The organism is Hamadaea flava, assembly GCF_024172085.1.
Lineage (GTDB): Bacteria > Actinomycetota > Actinomycetes > Mycobacteriales > Micromonosporaceae > Hamadaea > Hamadaea flava.
Genome location: NZ_JAMZDZ010000001.1, coordinates 4,577,441 through 4,594,792 on the forward strand (window position 1 = coordinate 4,577,441; position 17,352 = coordinate 4,594,792).

Sequence of the window (17,352 nt, forward strand, 5' to 3'; positions counted from 1 at the left end):
GCCATGGGTGGCGATCCGATCCGGGCCACCCTCGCCCGGATGGCCCCGGGCACCCCGCTGCGCGACAGCCTCGAACGCATCCTCCGGGGGCGGACCGGTGCGCTGATCGTGCTCGGTCACGACAAGACGGTCGAGTCCATCTGCACCGGCGGTTTCCCGCTCGACGTGGAGTTCTCCGCGACGCGGCTCCGCGAGCTGTGCAAGATGGACGGTGCCGTCGTCCTGTCGACGGACGGCACCCGCATCCTGCGCGCCGCGGTCCACCTGATGCCCGACCCCTCCATCCCGTCCGAGGAGTCCGGCACCCGGCACCGCACCGCCGAGCGGGTGGCCAAGCAGACCGGCTTCCCGGTCATCTCGGTCAGCCAGTCCATGCGCATCATCGGGCTCTACATCAACAGCACCCGACACGTCCTCGACGACTCGGCCGCCATCCTCTCCCGGGCCAACCAGGCCCTGGCCACGCTGGAGCGCTACAAGCTCCGGCTCGACGAGGTCAGCGGCACGCTGTCCGCGCTCGAGATCGAGGATCTCGTGACGGTACGCGACGCGTTGGCCGTCGTGCAGCGCCTGGAGATGGTCCGCCGGATCTCCGACGAGATCGCGGGTTACGTGGTGGAACTGGGCACCGACGGCCGGCTGCTGTCGCTCCAGCTCGACGAGCTGATGGCGGGCGTCGACGCCGACCGCACCCTCGTGATCCGCGACTACCTGCCGACCGGCCGCAAGGCGCGTACGGCGGATGAGGCGCTGGTGGAGTTGGACATGCTCAGCGCCACCGAGCTGATCGACCTCGTGGCGGTCGCCCGCGCGATGGGCTACCCGGCTTCCACCGAGGCGCTCGACGCCGCCGTCAGCCCGCGCGGCTTCCGGCTGCTCGCCAAGGTCCCCCGGCTGCCCGGGGCGGTCGTCGACCGGCTCGTCGACCATTTCGGCAGCCTGCAGCGGCTGCTCGGGGCGACGGTCGAGGATCTCCAGGCGGTCGACGGGGTGGGCGACGCCCGCGCCCGAGGCGTACGCGAAGGGCTGTCCCGCCTCGCGGAGGCGTCCATCCTGGAGCGTTACGTCTGACGCCTCACTTGATGGTGAGGGTGACCCCGTCGCTCAGCTTCGTGCCGACCCGGCCGACGACCTGATACTTACCCGGATCGGGCGCCGGCCCGGTCGGCGTACGCTTCGCCGTCGTGCTGCACGAGGTGCTGAGCTTGCCGTTCCACTCGACGTTGAACGACACCTCCAGCCCCTGCTGGAAGGTGTGCACGTTCGTGCCCCGGGGCGGGTCGCAGTCGTCCGAGGACCAGATCTTCTCCGCGCCCTGAACCACCCGCAGCTCCTGCAGGTCCGGGCCGATGTCACGGGTGCAGGTCCGGTTGGACACGTTCTTGATGTACAGGTAGATCAAGACGCTGGCGCCCCGGTTGACGCTGGTCTGAACCGGCTTCGCGGTCACCTTCAGCTCGGCGTCCGTGCACGCGCGCGGGTCCACGGGTTCGTCGCTGGCCAGCGCGGTCTGGGTCGGCGCGGCCGAGGCGGACGGGCTCGCCGTCGGGGAGACCTCGTTGGCGGGGACGTTGTTCCCCGTCGCCGCGGCGCTGGGGCTCCTCGTCGAACTGGGATTGCCCGACGCCGAGGTTTTAGGGCCCGACGTGCACGCGTATGAGACGAGGAGTGCGACGATCAGCACGCCTCCGAGCACTACCGCGCGCCGACGCCAATAGACAGCGGCCGGCAACGGACCCACCGTGAGTCTCATAATGCCCACACGCTAATGCCAGGGCGCTCCTGCGCAAAGCGCCGACACACCACCGGACGGCCGACAGTCACAAGTAGACCTTGCGCTGATAGAGGGCGTGCGCGCCGCTGACCCGGTCCAGGAACAGCAGGCCGGCACAGTGGTCGATCTCGTGCTGGAGCGCGCGAGCCTCGAAGGCGTCGGTCGTGAGCGTGATCTTCGCGCCGGTACCGGGCGCCTCCCCCACCACGACGACGCGGCTGGCTCGTTTGACGTCCCCGGTCAGATCGGGCACCGACATGCAGCCCTCGCGGCCGGGCCGCCAGCGGGTGGACTCGACGATCTCGGCGTTGGCCAGGGCGTACGCCCCGTGCACCGTGTTGCTCTTCGGATGCCCGGTCACGTCCACGACGAACAGCCGGGCCGAGACGCCTACCTGCGGCGCGGCCAGCCCGACACACCCGGGGGAGACCCGCATCGTCGCGAACAGGTCGGCGGCGAGGCGTACCACCTCGGGATCGGTCGGGTCGACCAGCTCACCCGGTCGCGCCAGCGCCGGATGAGGTGCGGTCAGCACCGGCCGGACGGCGCCCTCGACGCCCAGCGACTCGTAGCGGGCCAGTTCGTTGTCGGAGGTCACAGCAGGTCCGCCTCGGTCCGCCGGAGCGTCACCTCGACGCCCAGTTCCTCGCTGACCTCGGCCAGCCGGGCGGCGACCGCCTCGGTGCTGTCCTTCGGTAGCTCGACCTCGGCCACCAGCACGTAGAGCGGCCCGACCAGCCGGGTCGACAGATCGGTGATGTTGCCGCCGGCCTCGGCCAGCGCCCGGGTCACCGCCGCCACGATGCCGAGCCGGTCGGCGCCGTGCACGCTCACCAGGTGGGGAACGCCGGCACTCGGGCTGTCCTCGTCCGCGCCGACCTCGCGTACGCCGACGAGCAGGCGACCGTCGGCGGTCAGCGGGCGCAGCGCCTCCTCGACCTGCCCGACGGACAGTTCTCCGGCGCAGATCAGAGTCATCGCGAAGTGCCCACGCAACCGGGTCATGGTCGAGTCGGTGAGGTTCGCCCCGAGCGTCGAGAGGACTCCGGCGACGTCGGCGACGATGCCCGGACGGTCGTGTCCGAGCACGGTGACGGCGAGTTCGGTCATCGGTGCATTGTGCTCCGTCCACCCTCCGGGACGGCACGTAGGGTGGGGGACATGCCGATCGCCGAGGTCGCTCTGGACTGGTTCGAGCGCAACGCCCGTGACCTGCCGTGGCGCGTACCCGGTGTGGGGGCGTGGCCGATCCTCGTCAGCGAGGTGATGCTCCAGCAGACGCCGGTCAGCCGCGTCCTGCCGGTCTGGACCGACTGGGTACGCCGCTGGCCCACCCCGGCTCATCTCGCCGCGGACACCGCCGCCGACGCCATCCGCGCCTGGGGCCGGCTCGGCTACCCGCGCCGGGCGATGCGGTTGCACGCCTGTGCGGCGGCGATCGTCGAACGCCACGACGGCGAGGTGCCCTCCCGGCTGGAGCAGTTGTTGGCGCTGCCCGGCATCGGGGACTACACCGCTCGGGCGGTCGCCGCGTTCGCGTACGGGCAGCGGCACCCGGTGGTCGACGTGAACGTGCGACGACTGGCCGCCCGCGCGGTCAGCGGGGCCGCCGAGCCCGGTCCCGCGACCACACCGGCCGATCTCGCCTTGGTCGAGGGGTTGCTGCCGGCCGAACCAGCGGTCGCCGCCCGCGTCAGTGCGGCGTACATGGAGCTGGGGGCAGTGATCTGCACGGCCCGTAACCAGAACTGCGCGGACTGCCCACTGACCAGCTCGTGTGCCTGGCTGGCCGCGGGGCGGCCGGCGAGCACCGGACCCTCGCGCCGACCCCAGGGGTACGCGGGCACCGACCGGCAGGTTCGGGGGTTGATCATGGCCGAGCTGCGGGGGAGCAGTGAACCGGTGCCGGGCGACCGCATCGCGGTGCTCTGGCATCTGCCGGAGCAACGCGACCGAGCCTTGGCCAGCCTGCTCGCCGACGGCCTGGTGACCAGGTCGGGCCGGGACCGCTTCGCACTTGCGGGCGAGACGCGGCAAGATTCGGTGATGAACACGGCGCGACTCGGTGATTAAAGTCGTCGCCTGATTGGTGGCGCTCAGCGCGCTACCAGCTTACGCTTCGCCCGTGAGCCCCCGCCGCAACCGTCCTATGTCGCACACCGGCCTCCGGCTGAGCATCGCCGCGTCCTTGGCGCTGCTCACCGCCGTCGTGGCCGCCTGCGGCAGCGGACCGTCGAAGCAGCCCACCTTCGTCCCGCCGCCGACCTCGGCGCCCGCCGGCGACGAGCCGACGCTCGATCCGACGCTGGAGGCTTCACCGTCGCCGTCGGACAGCCCGTCGGGCAAGCCGTCGTCCTCGCCGACCAAGCGGCCCAGCCCGTCGGCGAGCACGGTGAAGGATCTGGCCTGGTACACGAGCCGACTCCCGCAGTTCGGCCCACTGCCGCCGCCGGCGTCGGTCAACGTGGACGCCGGGACCAGTTCGCCGCTGTGGTTCAAGGTGCCGACGACGCAGAAGGTGGCCTTCCTGACCATCGACGACGGCGCGACGCGGCACCCGATGGCGTTGCAGCTGCTCAAGGCGTCCGGCGTACGCATCACCCTGTTCCTGACCCTGCAGTACGTCGAGGGGCACACCGACTACTTCAAGGCGCTCCAGGCGTCCGGGGCGGTGATCGAGAACCACACGATCACGCACACCTCCCTGAAGGGCAAGACGTACGCCTTCCAGCACCACGAGATCTGCGATGCGGCCGACCGGCTCGGCAAGCTCTTCGGCCGGCGCCCGACGCTGTTCCGCCCGCCGTACGGCAACTACGACGACACCACCCTCCAGGTCGCCCGGGAATGCGGGCAGAAGGTGGTCTTCTACTGGACCGAGACGGTCGACAAGGGCAAGGTCCGGTACCAGACCAGCAACCACACCATCCAGCCCGGGCACATCGTGCTGATGCATTTCCGGCCGGCGTACCCGGACGACTTCCTGGCGGTGCTGACCAAGATGAAGCAGTCCGGCGTTCAGCCCGCCCTGCTCGAGCAGTACGTCCAGGGATCGTGCGCCGGAGCGTGCGACGGCTGATCGAATCATGCAGAAAGGGCGGGCCCGCGGGCCCGCCCTTTCTTGTTTCGCGATCTATCAGGCAGCCGACTCGGTCGGCGCCGCGGCGACCGGAGTCGCCTCGGCATCCGCCTCGTGCTCGGTCTCCCGCGTCGATCCGAGGAAGACGAGCTTGGAGTTCTCGATGTCGGACGGGTCGCCTTCGCAGTCGACGACGACCTTCTGCCCGGACTTGAGCTCGTTGAACAGGATCCGCTCCGACAGCGAGTCCTCGATCTCCCGCTGAATGGTCCGGCGCAGCGGACGGGCACCCATCACCGGGTCCCAACCCTTCTTGGCCAGCCACCGCTTCGCGTTCCCGGTCAACTCCAGCGTCATGTCCTTGTTACGCAGCTGAGCCTCGATCCGCTTGATCATGATGTCCACGATCTCAAGGATGTTGTCCTCACTGAGCTGGTGGAACACGATCGTGTCATCAATACGGTTCAAGAACTCCGGCCGGAAATGGTTCTTCAGCTCGTCGTTGACCTTCTGCTTCATCCGCTCATAGTTCGAGTCCAGATCATTACTGGCCGCGAACCCCAACGACACCGCCTTGGCCACATCCCGCGTACCCAAGTTCGTCGTCAAGATGATCACCGTGTTCTTGAAGTCCACGATGCGCCCCTGACCATCGGTCAGCCGACCGTCCTCCAGAATCTGCAGCAACGTGTTGAACACATCCGGATGAGCCTTCTCGATCTCATCGAACAACACCACCGAGAACGGCCGCCGGCGCACCTTCTCCGTCAGCTGACCACCCTCGTCATAGCCCACATATCCGGGCGGGGCGCCAACCAGACGCGACACCGTGTACCGGTCATGGAACTCCGACATGTCCAGCTGGATCAGCGCATCCTCAGACCCGAACAGGAACTCCGCCAGAGCCTTCGACAGCTCCGTCTTACCGATACCCGACGGACCGGCGAAAATGAACGAGCCGCTGGGCCGCTTGGGGTCCTTCAAACCCGCCCGCGTACGCCGGATCGCCTTGGACACCGCCTTGACCGCGTCGATCTGACCGACGACCCGCTTATGCAGCTCGTCTTCCATCCGCAGCAGCCGAGCGGTCTCCTCCTCGGTCAGCTTGTACACCGGAATACCGGTCCAGTTCGCCAACACCTCAGCGATCTGCTCGTCGTCGACCTCACTCACCACATCGAGGTCGCCGGCCTTCCACTCCTTCTCCCGCTGAGCCTTCTGCTGCAGCAGCGTCTTCTCCTTGTCCCGCAGCTGCGCGGCCCGCTCGAAGTCCTGCGCGTCGATCGCCGACTCCTTGTCCCGACGCACCTGAGCGATCTTCTCATCGAAGTCCCGCAGGTCCGGCGGAGCAGTCATCCGACGGATACGCATCCGCGCCCCCGCCTCATCGATCAAATCGATCGCCTTGTCCGGCAGATACCGGTCAGAGATATACCGATCGGCCAGATTCGCCGCCGCCACCAACGCCGCATCGGTGATCGTCACCCGATGATGCGCCTCATACCGATCCCGCAACCCCTTCAGCATCTCGATGGTGTGGGCCACCGAGGGCTCGCCGACCTGGATCGGCTGGAAGCGCCGCTCCAGCGCCGCGTCCTTCTCCAGGTGCTTGCGGTACTCGTCCAGCGTGGTCGCGCCGATGGTCTGCAGCTCACCCCGGGCCAGCATCGGCTTGAGGATGCTCGCCGCGTCGATCGCGCCCTCGGCGGCGCCCGCGCCGACCAAGGTGTGGATCTCGTCGATGAACAGGATGATGTCGCCGCGCGTGCGGATCTCCTTGAGGACCTTCTTCAGGCGCTCCTCGAAGTCACCGCGATACCGGGAACCGGCCACCAGAGCGCCCAGGTCCAGCGTGTACAGCTGCTTGTCCTTGAGCGTCTCCGGCACCTCGCCCTTGACGATCTTCTGCGCCAGACCCTCGACCACCGTCGTCTTACCGACGCCCGGCTCACCGATCAGCACAGGATTGTTCTTCGTCCGGCGGGACAACACCTGCATGACCCGCTCGATCTCCTTCTCCCGACCGATCACGGGGTCGAGCTTGCCCTCCCGCGCCGACTGGGTCAGGTTACGACCGAACTGGTCCAGCACCAGGCTCGTCGACGGCGCGGTCTCGCCCGTCGCGCTGGTTCCGGCGGCCGCCGGCTCCTTGCCCTGGTAGCCCGAGAGCAGCTGAATGACCTGCTGCCGGACCCGGTTGAGGTCGGCACCGAGCTTCACGAGCACCTGGGCGGCGACGCCCTCGCCCTCGCGGATCAGCCCGAGCAGGATGTGCTCCGTGCCGATGTAGTTGTGGCCGAGCTGCAGCGCCTCCCGCAGGCTCAGCTCCAGCACCTTCTTGGCGCGGGGGGTGAAGGGGATGTGGCCGCTCGGGGCCTGCTGGCCCTGACCGATGATCTCCTCCACCTGCTGGCGGACACCCTCCAGCGAGATGCCGAGACTCTCCAGCGCCTTCGCCGCGACGCCCTCGCCCTCGTGGATCAGGCCGAGCAGGATGTGCTCGGTTCCGATGTAGTTGTGGTTGAGCATCCTGGCCTCTTCCTGGGCCAGAACCACCACCCGACGCGCTCGGTCGGTGAACCGCTCAAACATCTCCGAGCTCCTCACGTTTACCGCGCTTCGCGGCTTTCTCATCACTCTATCGCTGACCGCCGACACCGCTGGGGTCCGCTGACCGTCGGTCTGGTCACCGTTGTGTATCCGGTTGGTCACTTTCCGTCTATGACAAAGCGGCCTGGACAGGGGTATTACCCCCGCCGGCCGCCGTTGCCACCGACGTATGAGCCAACCTCACTCAACACTGCGGTGTTCCATGCCCGCACCCTTGTACGCGGACAGCGAAATTCGCAGCTGAGTTCCGCGCGTCGCCCGCCCCGCCAGGCGGTCTGCCTGGGTTACTTGCCGCCCGCCTCGTGGTAGGCGTCGATGACCTTCTCCGGAACCCGGCCACGCGGCTTGACCTTGTGACCGTTCTTCGCCGCCCAGTCGCGTACGCGAGCGTTGAACTCCTTCTGCTCGGCCGCTGCCGCCGCCCGGCGCGCCGGAGCCACCCGCCCGGTCGGGGCGCGTCCGCTGACCTTGGACCCCGCCTCGATGTACGGCTCGAGGATCTCCTTCAGCTTCGCGTAGTTGGAGGGCCCGAGGTCGATCTCGTAGTTCGCGCCGTCCAGGCCGAACTTCACCGGACGCACGCCCTCTTCGGTCCCGTCCAGATCATCCTTGTAGACGACGATCTGCTGCCTCGCCATTACTTGCCTCCATCGCCGGGATTCCCGTGTCCAATGTACGTTGGAAGCAGCATAGCGATAATGCGTCGGAAATGGCCAAGGCCCGCTGTCGTTTCGTGATTTTCGCGTACCGCGAGAAATGCGATCCGGATCAAACGATTCGGCGATCGCCGTCGCAGTTGGTATTCGGCCGCTCGCTCCTGGTTCGCTGACCTGGTCAACACGGATCAGGCTGCCGTTCCAGCGCTCACAGGCGTACGCCGCCCGCCCGAACGGGCTCCGGGCGTACTCGTGGGATAGCCGTTCGACGGCCGGTCGACACTCGCCATTCACCGAAGGCGGCGCGGTTACGCTCATTCGAATCCGACGGTGGCGTACGCCGGTCGCCGCGCCGGTCGCCCGTTCGGCCCGGCGGATTCTTGTCGACGAGAATCGGCGATGCCCTCGGGAAAAGGGAGCCAATAACGCAGTACGCCCACCGGCGAATTCCCAGGCCAACCAATTTCGGCGACTTTGGGACCGGAGCTAGAGGTTGCGGTCGAAGATCATTCGGAGGCCGATCAGGGTGATCATCGGCTCGTGGTGGGTGATCGTCCGGCATTCGCCCACGACGACTGGGGCCAGTCCGCCGGTCGCTATGACGGCCGTCACCGGCCCGAGTTCGCCGATCATCCGCTCCACGATTCCGTCGACCTGTCCGGCGAAGCCGTAGACCACCCCGGACTGGAGGCATTCCACGGTGTTCTTGCCGATGACCTTGGGCGGCTTGATCAGCTCGACCTTGCGGAGCTGGGCGGCCCGGGCGGCGAGCGCCTCGACGGAGATCTCGATCCCGGGGGCCAGTACGCCGCCCAGGAACTCCCCCCGTTCGCTCACCGCGTCGAAGTTGGTCGAGGTGCCGAAGTCGACGACGATGGCCGGCCCGCCGTAGAGGGTGTGGGCGGCCAGCGTGTTGACCACCCGGTCGCTGCCGACCTCTTTGGGGTTGTCGATGGCCAGTTGGACGCCGGTTTTCACACCGGGCTCGACGATCACGGTCGGGATGCCGCCGTAGTACCGCGTGAGCATGGTCCGCAGCGACCGCAGCGCCGCCGGGACGGTCGAGCATGCGGCCACGCCGGTGATCTCGACGTTGTCCCCGGCGAGCAGCCCGCGGAACATCAGACCGAGTTCGTCGGCGGTGTTGCGGGCGTCGGTCTTCACCCGCCAGGAGTGGACGATCTTGTCGCCCTCGAAAGTGGCGAGCACCGTATTGGTGTTACCGATGTCGATACACAGCAGCAAGGTCAGCCCCGAGGTCGCAGATCCAACGCGATGTCCACGATAGGGGACGAGTGGGTCAGGCCACCGACGCTGAGGTAGTCGACGCCGGTCTCGGCGTACTTGCGGGCCACCTCCAGCGTCAGGCCGCCGGTCGCCTCCAGCTCCACCCGCTCGCCCACCGCCACCACGACCTGCCGGAGCAGGTCGGGCGCCATGTTGTCCAGCAGCAGGAAGTCGGCCCCGGCGTCGGTCGCCTCGACCGCCTCGGCCAGCGTCGTGACCTCCACCTGCACCGGAACGTCTGGGGAGGTCTCGCGTACCCGCTGGTAGGCCGCGGTGATCGAACCCGCCGCGAGCTTGTGGTTGTCCTTGATCATCGCGACGTCGTAGAGGCCCATGCGCTTGTTCGTGCCGCCGCCCGCGCGGACCGCGTACTTCTCCAGGACGCGCAGGCCCGGCGTGGTCTTGCGGGTGTCGAGCACGGTCGCGGTGGTCCCGGTCAGCTCGTCGGCCCAGGCCCGCGTGTGGGTCGCCACCCCGGACATCCGGCACAGCAGGTTGAGCGCGGTCCGCTCGGCCATCAACAGCACGCGGGTGGGACCGCTCACCGTGGCCAGCACGTCGTCGCGGGTCACTCGCGCGCCGTCTCGCGCGATCAATTCCACACTTGTACGCACACCGCCCGAATCCTCGATCACCAGTGCTTCGACCTCTTCGAAGACGGCGGCGGCGACGTGCAGTCCGGCGACCACGCCGACTGCTCGGGCGACGACGTCCCCGGTGTCGGTCTGGTCGGCCGGGATGGTGGCGAAACTGGTGACGTCCGTCCAGGTGGGACCGAGATCCTCCAGGAGCGCGGTCTGGACGATGCGCTGGACCTCACCCGGGTCCATGCCTTCGGCGCGGAGCGCCCGCGCGGTCTGTTCCCTCATCGCATGGGCTCCCAATCGTCGGTGACGCCGCCGTCGGCCAGCCGGGCCAGCAGATGTCCGCGCCAGCTCTCCTCGGCCTGGGGGTGGTCTTCGCGCCAGTGGCAGCCGCGCGTCTCCTCCCGCAGCGAGGCCGCCCGGACCAGGGCGGACGCCACGGTGAGAAGGTTGGTCAGCTCCCAGCCGTCGGTGCCGCGCCGGGGCGTACGCGTGGCGAGTTCGGCGAGCACCGCCTGGGCCTCGGCCAACCCCGCCGCCGTACGCAGGACGCCGGCGCCCCGGGACATGGCCAGCTGCAGGTTGGCCCGCCAGGTCGCCTCGCCCTCGGACGACGGCGGTTCCCCGCCGGGCACCTCGTGCGCGTTGACCGGATCGGCGAAGTCCGGCTTCTCGGCCGCGATGTCGGCGGCGATCCGGCGGCTGAAGACGAGCCCTTCGAGCAGGGAGTTCGAGGCGAGCCGGTTGGCACCGTGCACCCCGGTGCAGGCGACCTCGCCACAGGCGTACAGGCCGGGGATGGAGGTGCGCCCGTGCAGGTCGGTCCGGACCCCGCCGCTGGCGTAGTGCGCCGCCGGGGCGACCGGGATCAGGTCCTGCGCCGGGTCGACGCCGGCCGCCCGGCAGTACGCCGTGATCGTCGGGAACCGCTCGGTCACCCGCTCGACGTGCCGGGCGTCGAGGTAGACGTGCTCGGCGCCGCTCGCCAGCAGTTGCCGATGGATGCCCTTGGCGACGATGTCGCGGGGGGCGAGTTCGGCCAGTTCGTGCTGCCCGACCATGAACCGCTTGCCGTCGCCGTCGACCAGGTACGCCCCTTCGCCGCGCAACGCCTCAGAGACCAGCGGCTGCTGGGCCGAGCCGCTGCCGCGCAGGTAGAGCGCGGTCGGGTGGAACTGGACGAACTCCAGATCGGTGACCGTCGCCCCGGCCCGCAGCGCGAGCGCGACGCCGTCACCGGTGGACACGACCGGATTCGTGGTGGCGGCGAAGATCTGGCCCATGCCGCCGGTGGCCAGCACGACCGCGCGAGCGTGGATGGCGCCGACGCCGTCGGGCCGGCCCTCGCCGAGGACGTGCAAGGTGATGCCGCAGGCCCGGCCGGTCGAGTCGCGCAGCAGGTCGAGGACGAGCGCGTGCTCGACGAGGCGGATCCAGGGATCACGGTGCACCGCCGTGTGCAGTGCTCGCTGGACCTCGGCCCCGGTGGCGTCGCCGCCCGCGTGGACGATCCGGTTCGCGTGGTGGCCGCCTTCGCGGGTCAACATCAGCGAGCCGTCCGGGTTGCGGTCGAACTGGGTACCCCAGCGGATCAGTTCGCGTACGCGATCGGGGCCCTCGGTGACCAGCACCTCGACGGCGGCCGGGTCGCACAGGCCGACCCCGGCGACCTTGGTGTCCTCCGCGTGGGCGGCCGGACTGTCGAACGGGTCGAGGACCGCCGCGATCCCGCCTTGGGCCCAGCGCGTCGACCCGTCGTCGATGTTGACCTTGGTCACGACGGTGACGTGCAGGCCCGCCTCACGCAGGTGCAGGGCGGTGGTGAGCCCGGCGACGCCCGATCCGATCACGACGACGTCGGTCGACTCGGCCCAACCGGGCTCGGGAGCGGGCAACCTCGCGGGGAGCCCGACAGTGTCTGGCATAAGGACAGTCAACCGTTCCCCGGACGTTTCCACCACGGAAACGTAAGCGCGGTCACTGACCGCACTTCTGGCCGCTCGCCCGAGAGCTCCCGGGCGTGTCCGTTGACATGCTGCGGCCTAGGCGTAGTGGATGGGCAGGGCCTTCGCGCCCGCACCCTTGATCGACTTCGTCTTGGTGTCCGGGGAGAACCAGGCGTAGCAGCGGACCTTGTGGTCGCCGTCGGCGAATTCGGCCGCCGTCATCGGGTCCCAGAACACGCCGGTGCGGTACTTCATGTCGCTGGAGTACTTCATCCCCACGTACGCGGCGATCCGCTGGTGGCACGCCTTGATCATCTTCGTCCGATCGTTGGCGGCGGCGAAGCCGGCCACCACGATCGAACCGACGTACTCCGCGTTGTGCTTCGCGGTGCAGGCCACCGGGGTGACGCTCTTGCCGCTGGCGTAGCTGAAGCAGCCGAGACGGATCGGCGACCCCGGCTTGGTCAGCTCGCCCTTCAACGACCCGGTGTGGGTGGTCTCCTCACCGAAGACCTGCTCCAGGGTGATCAACTCGCAGCGGTACCAGTGCGCGCCGCCGGTCCAGGCGGCGGCGGTCGGCAGGGTCAGCCCGAACCAGAGCTTGCCGTCGTGCCAGTCGCCGCCGACGAACTCGTTGACCTTGGTCTCGCAGGTCCGCGCCAGCTTGAGGTACTCGGCGGTCCCGCTCTTCGGCGGCGAGGTCAGGGCGTCGTCGGTGCCGACGTAGACCGTCTCGGTCATGTGCGACTGCGCGCAGTCGACCGGCTGGTAGCTGCTGCGATAGCCGGTGGCGGCGTACGCCGAGTGGCAGGTGTCCGCACTGGGAGTGAAGCCGTCCGGGGCGGGGAGCGCCGCCCACTGGTCGGTCAGGTTCCCGTCGACCCCGTCCGGCAGACCGCAGCCGGTCAGCCCCAGGACAGCGGCGCCCGCCAGCGCCACGGTCGCGATCCAGCGCCGCATCGTCATCTCCCCAAGTCCCCGTTCCGATGTCTCGGAGTGCGGAGCTTACGACATGACAGCGCTTCACGTTGCCCTTGACAGGAGCGAGCTTTTGAGAGTTACTCTCAAAACATGGCTACTCTCACTTCGGTGCGCCGATCGCGCTGGTGGATTCTGGCGGTCCTGGCGTTGTCCGTCCTGGTCATCGGCCTGGACGGCACGGTGCTCAACGTGGCGCTGCCGACGCTGGCCGACGATCTCGACGCCGGCACCGACGATCTGCAGTGGATCGTGGACTCCTACATCGTGGTTTTCGCCGTAGCGCTGCTCCCGGCCGGGCTGCTCGGCGATCGGCACGGCCGCAAACGGTGGCTCATCGCCGGGCTGCTGCTGTTCGGCGCGGCCTCCGCCGTCGCCGCGTACGCCGAGAACGTGCCGCAACTGGTCGCGGCGCGGGCGGTCATGGGCCTCGGCGCCGCCCTGATCATGCCGCTGACCATGTCGGTGCTGCCCGTCGTCTTCGACCGGGCGGAACAGCCCCGGGCCATCGCCACCTGGTCGATCGCGGTCGCCCTCGGTGTACCGATCGGTCCGGTCCTCGGCGGCTATCTCCTCGATCATTTCCACTGGGGGTCGATCTTCCTGATCAACATCCCGGTCGTGGTGGTCGCCGTGCTCGCGGCCGCGGTCCTGCTCCCGGAGTCGCGGGATCCCCACGCACAACGGGTGGATCTCCCCGGAGCGGTGCTCTCGGTGGCCGGCCTCGGCGCCTTCGTCTACGGCGTCATCCTCGCGCCGGTCGACGGCTGGGCCACCGCCTTCCCGTGGGTCGCCGCCGGGGTGGTGGTCCTGGGGATCTTCTGGATCCGGCTCGGGCGGTCGGCGTACCCGTTGATCGACCGCAGGCTGTTCGCGGACCGGAACTTCCTGTGGGGTTCGCTGGCCGCCACGGCGGCGAGCTTCGCGATGATGGGCGTGCTGTTCGTGGTGCCGCAGTACCTCGCGGCGAGGATGCGATACGACGCGCTGGGCGTGGGTGTGCGGCTGCTGCCGATGATCGGGGGCCTGATCGTGGCCGCGCGCCTCGGGACCCGAGTGGCGGCTCGACTCGGCGCGCGAGTGGTGGTGTCGGCGGGCCTCGCGGTGGCGGCGGCCGGGCTCGGCCTGGGCGCGCTGACCGGGCGCGCCGACGGGTACGCCTGGACCGCGCTGTGGTTGACGGTGCTGGGCTTCGGCCTGGGGCTGTGCATGCCGTCGGCGATGGACGCGGTGCTGGCCAGCCTGCCCGAGGGCAAGAGCGGGGTCGGCTCGGGCGCGGTACAGGCGATGCGGCAGGTCGGCGGTGCGCTGGGGGTAGCGGCGCTCGGCAGTCTGCTCGCGGCGGTCTACACCGCGCGGCTGGACACCTCGGGACTGCCCCCGGCGGTCGCCTCCGCCGCCAAGGAATCGGTCCTGGCCGCGATCCGTGTGCCGAACCTCGACGCCGTGCCGGCCTTCCTGGCCGGGATGTCCGCGGTCCTCGCCGTCAGCGGTGCGGTCGCCCTGCTCGGAGCAGTGCTCTCCGCGCTGTTCCTGCCCGGCCGCCCCGTCACGACGGCCGTCCCTGGCGCAGAATCAGCACATGCCCGACTCGAGGTCTGACGTCCAACCGGGATTGCGCGAGCGGAAGAAGGCCAAGACGCGCAAGGCGATCCAGGAAGCGGCCATGCGACTGATCCGCGAACAGGGCTACGACGCCACCACCGTGGATCAGATCGCGGCCGCCGCCGAGGTCTCGCCGGCGACCTTCTTCCGATACTTCCCGACCAAGGAAGACGTGATCATCCAGGACGAGTACGACCCGATGTTCGTCGAGCGCTGGCACGAGCTGACCCCGGCCGGCTCGCCGATCGGTCGCATCCGGGAAGTCATCCGCAGCACGTTCACCGGCCTGCCCCGGCGCGACGTCGACGCCATCCGCGAGCGTACGGTGCTCATGTTCACGACGCCGCAGGTCAAGGCCCGGGTCTGGGACAACTGGCTCAACACCCAGCACGTGTTCGACGAACTCATCGGCGAGCACCTGGGGCTGCCGGTCTCGCATCCCCGCGTACGCGCGACGACCGGCGCGATGATGGGAGCCATCCTCGCGGTCTTCGAGACGTGGATCGCCGATCCGGAGAAGGACCTCGCCGAACTCGTCGACGAGGCCCTGTCCTATCTCGAAACCGGTCTCTGACCGTCGCTGATCACCGCGTCAGGCGCGGCCGCTCACGAGGTCGCCGACCATTCCGGGGACGGCCTCGGCCGGGTCGGCGCCCAGCTCGATGATCTTGTTGTCGGCGTCCACGTGGACCACCCGAGGCCGATACGTCCGCGCCTCGGCGTCGTCGAACTGGGCGTACGCGATCATGATCACCAGGTCGCCGGGGTGGACGAGATGCGCCGCTGCGCCATTGATGCCGATCACGCCCGAGCCCGGCGCGCCCTCGATCACGTACGTCTCGAGCCGGGCGCCGTTGGTGACGTCGACGATCGCGACCTTCTCGCCGGGCAGCAGGTCGGCCGCGGCCATCAGCTCGGAGTCGACCGTGACGGAGCCGACGTAGTGCAGGTCGGCCTGGGTCACCGTGGCCCGGTGGATCTTGGACTTGAGCATCGTGCGGATCATCGGTCACTCCCCAGGTGGATGTGCGTGTTGTCGATCAGGCGAGTGGTCCCGACGCGGGCCGCCACCAGCAGCCGCGCCTCGCCGGTCTCCGGGGCCGGGCCGAGGTCGGGGGCTCTCAGTTCCAGGTAGTCCGGCTGGACGCCGGTCAGCTCCGCACCCGCCGTGGCGAGCACGTCGCCGCCGGCGAGCGCCGCCTCCGCCCCGGCACGCAGTGCGCGGGACAGGGCCCGGGCCAGCGTCCGCTCGTCGGCGGAGAGGTAGCGATTGCGGCTGGACATCGCCAGGCCGTCCGCCTCGCGTACGGTCGGCACGCCGACGATCTCGACATCCAGATCCAGCGTCCGTGCCATCGCCTTGATCAGGGTGAGCTGCTGGTAGTCCTTCTCCCCGAAGAACGCCGCGTCCGCGCCGGTCAGGTGGAGGAGCTTGCAGACGACGGTCAGCACACCGGCGAAGTGGCCGGGGCGTACCGCGCCTTCCAGCTCGACGCCGAGCGGACCCGGGTCGATCAGGATCGACGGCTCGCCGTCTGGGTACATCACGTCGGGCGTGGGGGCGAAGACCAGGTCGACGCCCTCGGCGCGGCAGATCTCCAGGTCGGCGTCCAACGTCCGGGGGTAGCGCTGGAAGTCCTCGTTCGGCCCGAACTGCAGCGGGTTCACGAAGATCGTCGCGATGAGGAAGTCCGCGTGCTTGCGGGCCTCCCGCATCAGGGTGGCGTGCCCGTCGTGGAGCGCGCCCATGGTCATCACGACCGCGACCCGGCCGTCAGCGCGGCCGCGCGCGACCTCGAGGTCCGCGCGACTCGTCACGAGATTCATGAATGCACCGTCTCCGGCTTGCCGGCCAGCACGTCGAGCAGTGGCTCCGCGTCGGTGGGGCGCAGCCGTCCGACCGCGATCGCCCGGTCGGCGGTACGCCGAGCCAGCGCCAGGTACGCGGGGACCGAATCGGGGGCGACGGCGCCCATCGCGGCGACGTGCTTGGCGACCGTCCCCGCGTCACCCCGCGAGACCGGGCCGGTCAACGCGGCATCGCCGCTGGCCAGGGCGTTCTCCAAGGCCGCGCGCAGCAACGGTGCGAGCACCTTCTCGGGATGCGTGACGCCCGCGTCGCGGAGCCGATCGGCTGCCTCGTTGACCAGCGTCACCAGGTGGTTGGCCCCGTGCGCGAGGGCGGCGTGATAGAGCGGGCGATCCTGCTCGTCGATCCATTCGAGCTGCCCCTGCAGGTCGTCGACGAGATCGTGGGCGATGACGGCCAGCTCCGGCGGAGCGGTCACGCCGAAGGAGACGCCGTCGTCGAGCCGGGCCAGGTCGGCCGGCGTACCGGTGAAGGTCATCGCGGGGTGCAGCGCCAGCGGACGGGCGCCGACAGCGCGCGCCGGCTCCAGTACGCCCAGCCCGTGCGCGCCGGAGGTGTGCGCCACGACCTGACCGGGGTGCAAGGCGCCGATCCCGGCGAGCCCGGCCACCACGGCGGCCAGCGCGTCATCCGGTACGGCGATGATGAGCAGGTCATGAGCCTCGCGCGCGACCTGATCGGCCGGGAGGTTGCGAGCCTGCGGGAGAAGGGTGGCGATCCGGTGCTTGGCAGCGGCGGATACGCCCGAGGCAGCCACCACGTGGTGACCCGCGGCGGCCAGCGCCGCGCCCAGGATGGCGCCGACCCGTCCGGCGCCGATGACGCCGACGGTCAAACTGCGCGACTGTGCGCTCATAGACGATCCAGTCCTCGAAGGTGGGTACCGGTCGCCACCAGTATCACTGCTTGTCCCGGATGCTGGACAAGAGCTTGTGAACACTTTCACGGCCGGGCGGTACACCG

At 69.4% G+C, this 17,352-nt stretch carries 17 protein-coding genes; 5 read left to right on the plus strand and 12 right to left on the minus strand.

Going from position 1 to position 17,352, the window contains the following annotated elements; genetic code table 11:
* The first annotated feature begins 3 nt into the window (after window positions 1–3).
* Window positions 4–1,071: a DNA integrity scanning diadenylate cyclase DisA gene (gene disA / locus HDA40_RS21595; protein ID WP_253763720.1), complete on the plus strand. Its 1,068-nt coding sequence runs from the start codon at window positions 4–6 to the stop codon at window positions 1,069–1,071.
* A gap of 4 nt (window positions 1,072–1,075) precedes the next feature.
* Here disA and HDA40_RS21600 read toward each other — a convergent pair whose 3' ends face one another.
* The 3 genes from HDA40_RS21600 to HDA40_RS21610 all read right to left on the minus strand — a co-directional run bounded on the left by HDA40_RS21600 (window position 1,076) and on the right by HDA40_RS21610 (window position 2,884).
* Window positions 1,076–1,753: a hypothetical protein gene (locus HDA40_RS21600; RefSeq protein ID WP_253758710.1), complete on the minus strand. Its 678-nt coding sequence runs from the start codon at window positions 1,751–1,753 to the stop codon at window positions 1,076–1,078.
* Between the two features lie 67 nt (window positions 1,754–1,820).
* Window positions 1,821–2,372: a peptide deformylase gene (def, locus tag HDA40_RS21605; protein WP_253758712.1), complete on the minus strand. Its 552-nt coding sequence runs from the start codon at window positions 2,370–2,372 to the stop codon at window positions 1,821–1,823.
* The gene (locus HDA40_RS21610; RefSeq protein ID WP_253758714.1) at window positions 2,369–2,884 is read right to left on the minus strand and encodes a glycine cleavage system transcriptional repressor; all 516 of its coding nucleotides are present in this window, start codon (window positions 2,882–2,884) and stop codon (window positions 2,369–2,371) included. Before HDA40_RS21610 ends, def begins: the two co-directional genes overlap by 4 nt.
* Before the next feature lie 51 nt (window positions 2,885–2,935).
* Here HDA40_RS21610 and HDA40_RS21615 point away from each other — a divergent pair, with 51 nt between their 5' ends.
* Together HDA40_RS21615 and HDA40_RS21620 are read left to right on the plus strand one after the other, a co-directional pair.
* Window positions 2,936–3,847, plus strand: coding sequence for an HhH-GPD family protein (locus HDA40_RS21615; RefSeq protein ID WP_253758717.1), 912 nt, complete (start codon window positions 2,936–2,938; stop codon window positions 3,845–3,847).
* A 52-nt stretch (window positions 3,848–3,899) separates the two neighbouring features.
* Window positions 3,900–4,853: a polysaccharide deacetylase family protein gene (locus HDA40_RS21620; RefSeq protein ID WP_253758719.1), complete on the plus strand. Its 954-nt coding sequence runs from the start codon at window positions 3,900–3,902 to the stop codon at window positions 4,851–4,853.
* Window positions 4,854–4,910: 57 nt separating this feature from the next.
* Here the strand turns inward: HDA40_RS21620 and HDA40_RS21625 are convergent, their stop codons facing one another.
* The 6 genes from HDA40_RS21625 to HDA40_RS21650 all read right to left on the minus strand — a co-directional run bounded on the left by HDA40_RS21625 (window position 4,911) and on the right by HDA40_RS21650 (window position 12,896).
* Window positions 4,911–7,445 carry an ATP-dependent Clp protease ATP-binding subunit gene (locus tag HDA40_RS21625; protein WP_253758721.1) on the minus strand — a complete coding sequence of 845 codons (2,535 nt, stop codon included), beginning with the start codon at window positions 7,443–7,445 and terminating at the stop codon, window positions 4,911–4,913.
* 302 nt (window positions 7,446–7,747) lie between these two features.
* On the minus strand, window positions 7,748–8,101 hold the full coding sequence (locus HDA40_RS21630) for a histone-like nucleoid-structuring protein Lsr2 (RefSeq protein WP_253758724.1): 354 nt from the start codon (window positions 8,099–8,101) through the stop codon (window positions 7,748–7,750).
* Window positions 8,102–8,605: 504 nt separating this feature from the next.
* The gene (locus HDA40_RS21635) at window positions 8,606–9,364 is read right to left on the minus strand and encodes a type III pantothenate kinase (RefSeq protein ID WP_253758726.1); all 759 of its coding nucleotides are present in this window, start codon (window positions 9,362–9,364) and stop codon (window positions 8,606–8,608) included.
* Window positions 9,365–9,366: 2 nt separating this feature from the next.
* On the minus strand, window positions 9,367–10,275 hold the full coding sequence (gene nadC, locus HDA40_RS21640) for a carboxylating nicotinate-nucleotide diphosphorylase (RefSeq protein WP_253758728.1): 909 nt from the start codon (window positions 10,273–10,275) through the stop codon (window positions 9,367–9,369).
* Complete coding sequence (locus HDA40_RS21645) at window positions 10,272–11,915, minus strand: L-aspartate oxidase (RefSeq protein ID WP_253758731.1); 1,644 nt, start codon at window positions 11,913–11,915, stop codon at window positions 10,272–10,274. The genes nadC and HDA40_RS21645 overlap by 4 nt, the downstream gene beginning before the upstream one ends.
* A gap of 117 nt (window positions 11,916–12,032) precedes the next feature.
* The gene (locus tag HDA40_RS21650) at window positions 12,033–12,896 is read right to left on the minus strand and encodes a septum formation family protein (RefSeq protein ID WP_253758733.1); all 864 of its coding nucleotides are present in this window, start codon (window positions 12,894–12,896) and stop codon (window positions 12,033–12,035) included.
* Between the two features lie 111 nt (window positions 12,897–13,007).
* Here HDA40_RS21650 and HDA40_RS21655 point away from each other — a divergent pair, with 111 nt between their 5' ends.
* Both HDA40_RS21655 and HDA40_RS21660 read left to right on the plus strand, forming a co-directional pair.
* A complete protein-coding gene (locus HDA40_RS21655; protein ID WP_253758735.1) occupies window positions 13,008–14,516 on the plus strand; it encodes an MFS transporter in 1,509 nt (502 codons plus the stop codon).
* Entirely contained in the window at window positions 14,497–15,093 is a 597-nt protein-coding gene (locus tag HDA40_RS21660; RefSeq protein WP_253758737.1) for an acyl-CoA-like ligand-binding transcription factor, read from the plus strand. The genes HDA40_RS21655 and HDA40_RS21660 overlap by 20 nt, the downstream gene beginning before the upstream one ends.
* Window positions 15,094–15,111: 18 nt before the next feature.
* Here HDA40_RS21660 and panD read toward each other — a convergent pair whose 3' ends face one another.
* The 3 genes from panD to HDA40_RS21675 are packed head-to-tail and all read right to left on the minus strand — an operon-like array spanning window position 15,112 to window position 17,245.
* Window positions 15,112–15,525 (minus strand): aspartate 1-decarboxylase, encoded by a 414-nt coding sequence (panD, locus tag HDA40_RS21665; RefSeq protein WP_253758750.1) that lies wholly within the window; start codon window positions 15,523–15,525, stop codon window positions 15,112–15,114.
* Entirely contained in the window at window positions 15,522–16,346 is an 825-nt protein-coding gene (gene panC / locus HDA40_RS21670; RefSeq protein WP_253758753.1) for a pantoate--beta-alanine ligase, read from the minus strand. Before panC ends, panD begins: the two co-directional genes overlap by 4 nt.
* Entirely contained in the window at window positions 16,343–17,245 is a 903-nt protein-coding gene (locus tag HDA40_RS21675; RefSeq protein ID WP_253758754.1) for a Rossmann-like and DUF2520 domain-containing protein, read from the minus strand. Before HDA40_RS21675 ends, panC begins: the two co-directional genes overlap by 4 nt.
* Between the last annotated feature and the right edge of the window lie 107 nt (window positions 17,246–17,352).

What these genes read in the sequence shown, in the direction of transcription:
- HDA40_RS21650 (WP_253758733.1), bottom strand. Translation starts at nt 12,896, where the DNA reads ATGCGGCGCTGGATCGCGACCGTGGCGCTGGCGGGCGCCGCTGTCCTG.
- nadC (WP_253758728.1), bottom strand. Translation starts at nt 10,275, where the DNA reads ATGAGGGAACAGACCGCGCGGGCGCTCCGCGCCGAAGGCATGGACCCG.
- HDA40_RS21655 (WP_253758735.1), top strand. Translation starts at nt 13,008, where the DNA reads ATGGCTACTCTCACTTCGGTGCGCCGATCGCGCTGGTGGATTCTGGCG.
- HDA40_RS21645 (WP_253758731.1), bottom strand. Translation starts at nt 11,915, where the DNA reads ATGCCAGACACTGTCGGGCTCCCCGCGAGGTTGCCCGCTCCCGAGCCC.
- HDA40_RS21675 (WP_253758754.1), bottom strand. Translation starts at nt 17,245, where the DNA reads ATGAGCGCACAGTCGCGCAGTTTGACCGTCGGCGTCATCGGCGCCGGA.
- panC (WP_253758753.1), bottom strand. Translation starts at nt 16,346, where the DNA reads ATGAATCTCGTGACGAGTCGCGCGGACCTCGAGGTCGCGCGCGGCCGC.
- HDA40_RS21615 (WP_253758717.1), top strand. Translation starts at nt 2,936, where the DNA reads ATGCCGATCGCCGAGGTCGCTCTGGACTGGTTCGAGCGCAACGCCCGT.
- panD (WP_253758750.1), bottom strand. Translation starts at nt 15,525, where the DNA reads ATGATCCGCACGATGCTCAAGTCCAAGATCCACCGGGCCACGGTGACC.
- HDA40_RS21600 (WP_253758710.1), bottom strand. Translation starts at nt 1,753, where the DNA reads ATGAGACTCACGGTGGGTCCGTTGCCGGCCGCTGTCTATTGGCGTCGG.
- disA (WP_253763720.1), top strand. Translation starts at nt 4, where the DNA reads ATGGGTGGCGATCCGATCCGGGCCACCCTCGCCCGGATGGCCCCGGGC.
- HDA40_RS21660 (WP_253758737.1), top strand. Translation starts at nt 14,497, where the DNA reads ATGCCCGACTCGAGGTCTGACGTCCAACCGGGATTGCGCGAGCGGAAG.
- HDA40_RS21630 (WP_253758724.1), bottom strand. Translation starts at nt 8,101, where the DNA reads ATGGCGAGGCAGCAGATCGTCGTCTACAAGGATGATCTGGACGGGACC.
- HDA40_RS21610 (WP_253758714.1), bottom strand. Translation starts at nt 2,884, where the DNA reads ATGACCGAACTCGCCGTCACCGTGCTCGGACACGACCGTCCGGGCATC.
- HDA40_RS21625 (WP_253758721.1), bottom strand. Translation starts at nt 7,445, where the DNA reads ATGTTTGAGCGGTTCACCGACCGAGCGCGTCGGGTGGTGGTTCTGGCC.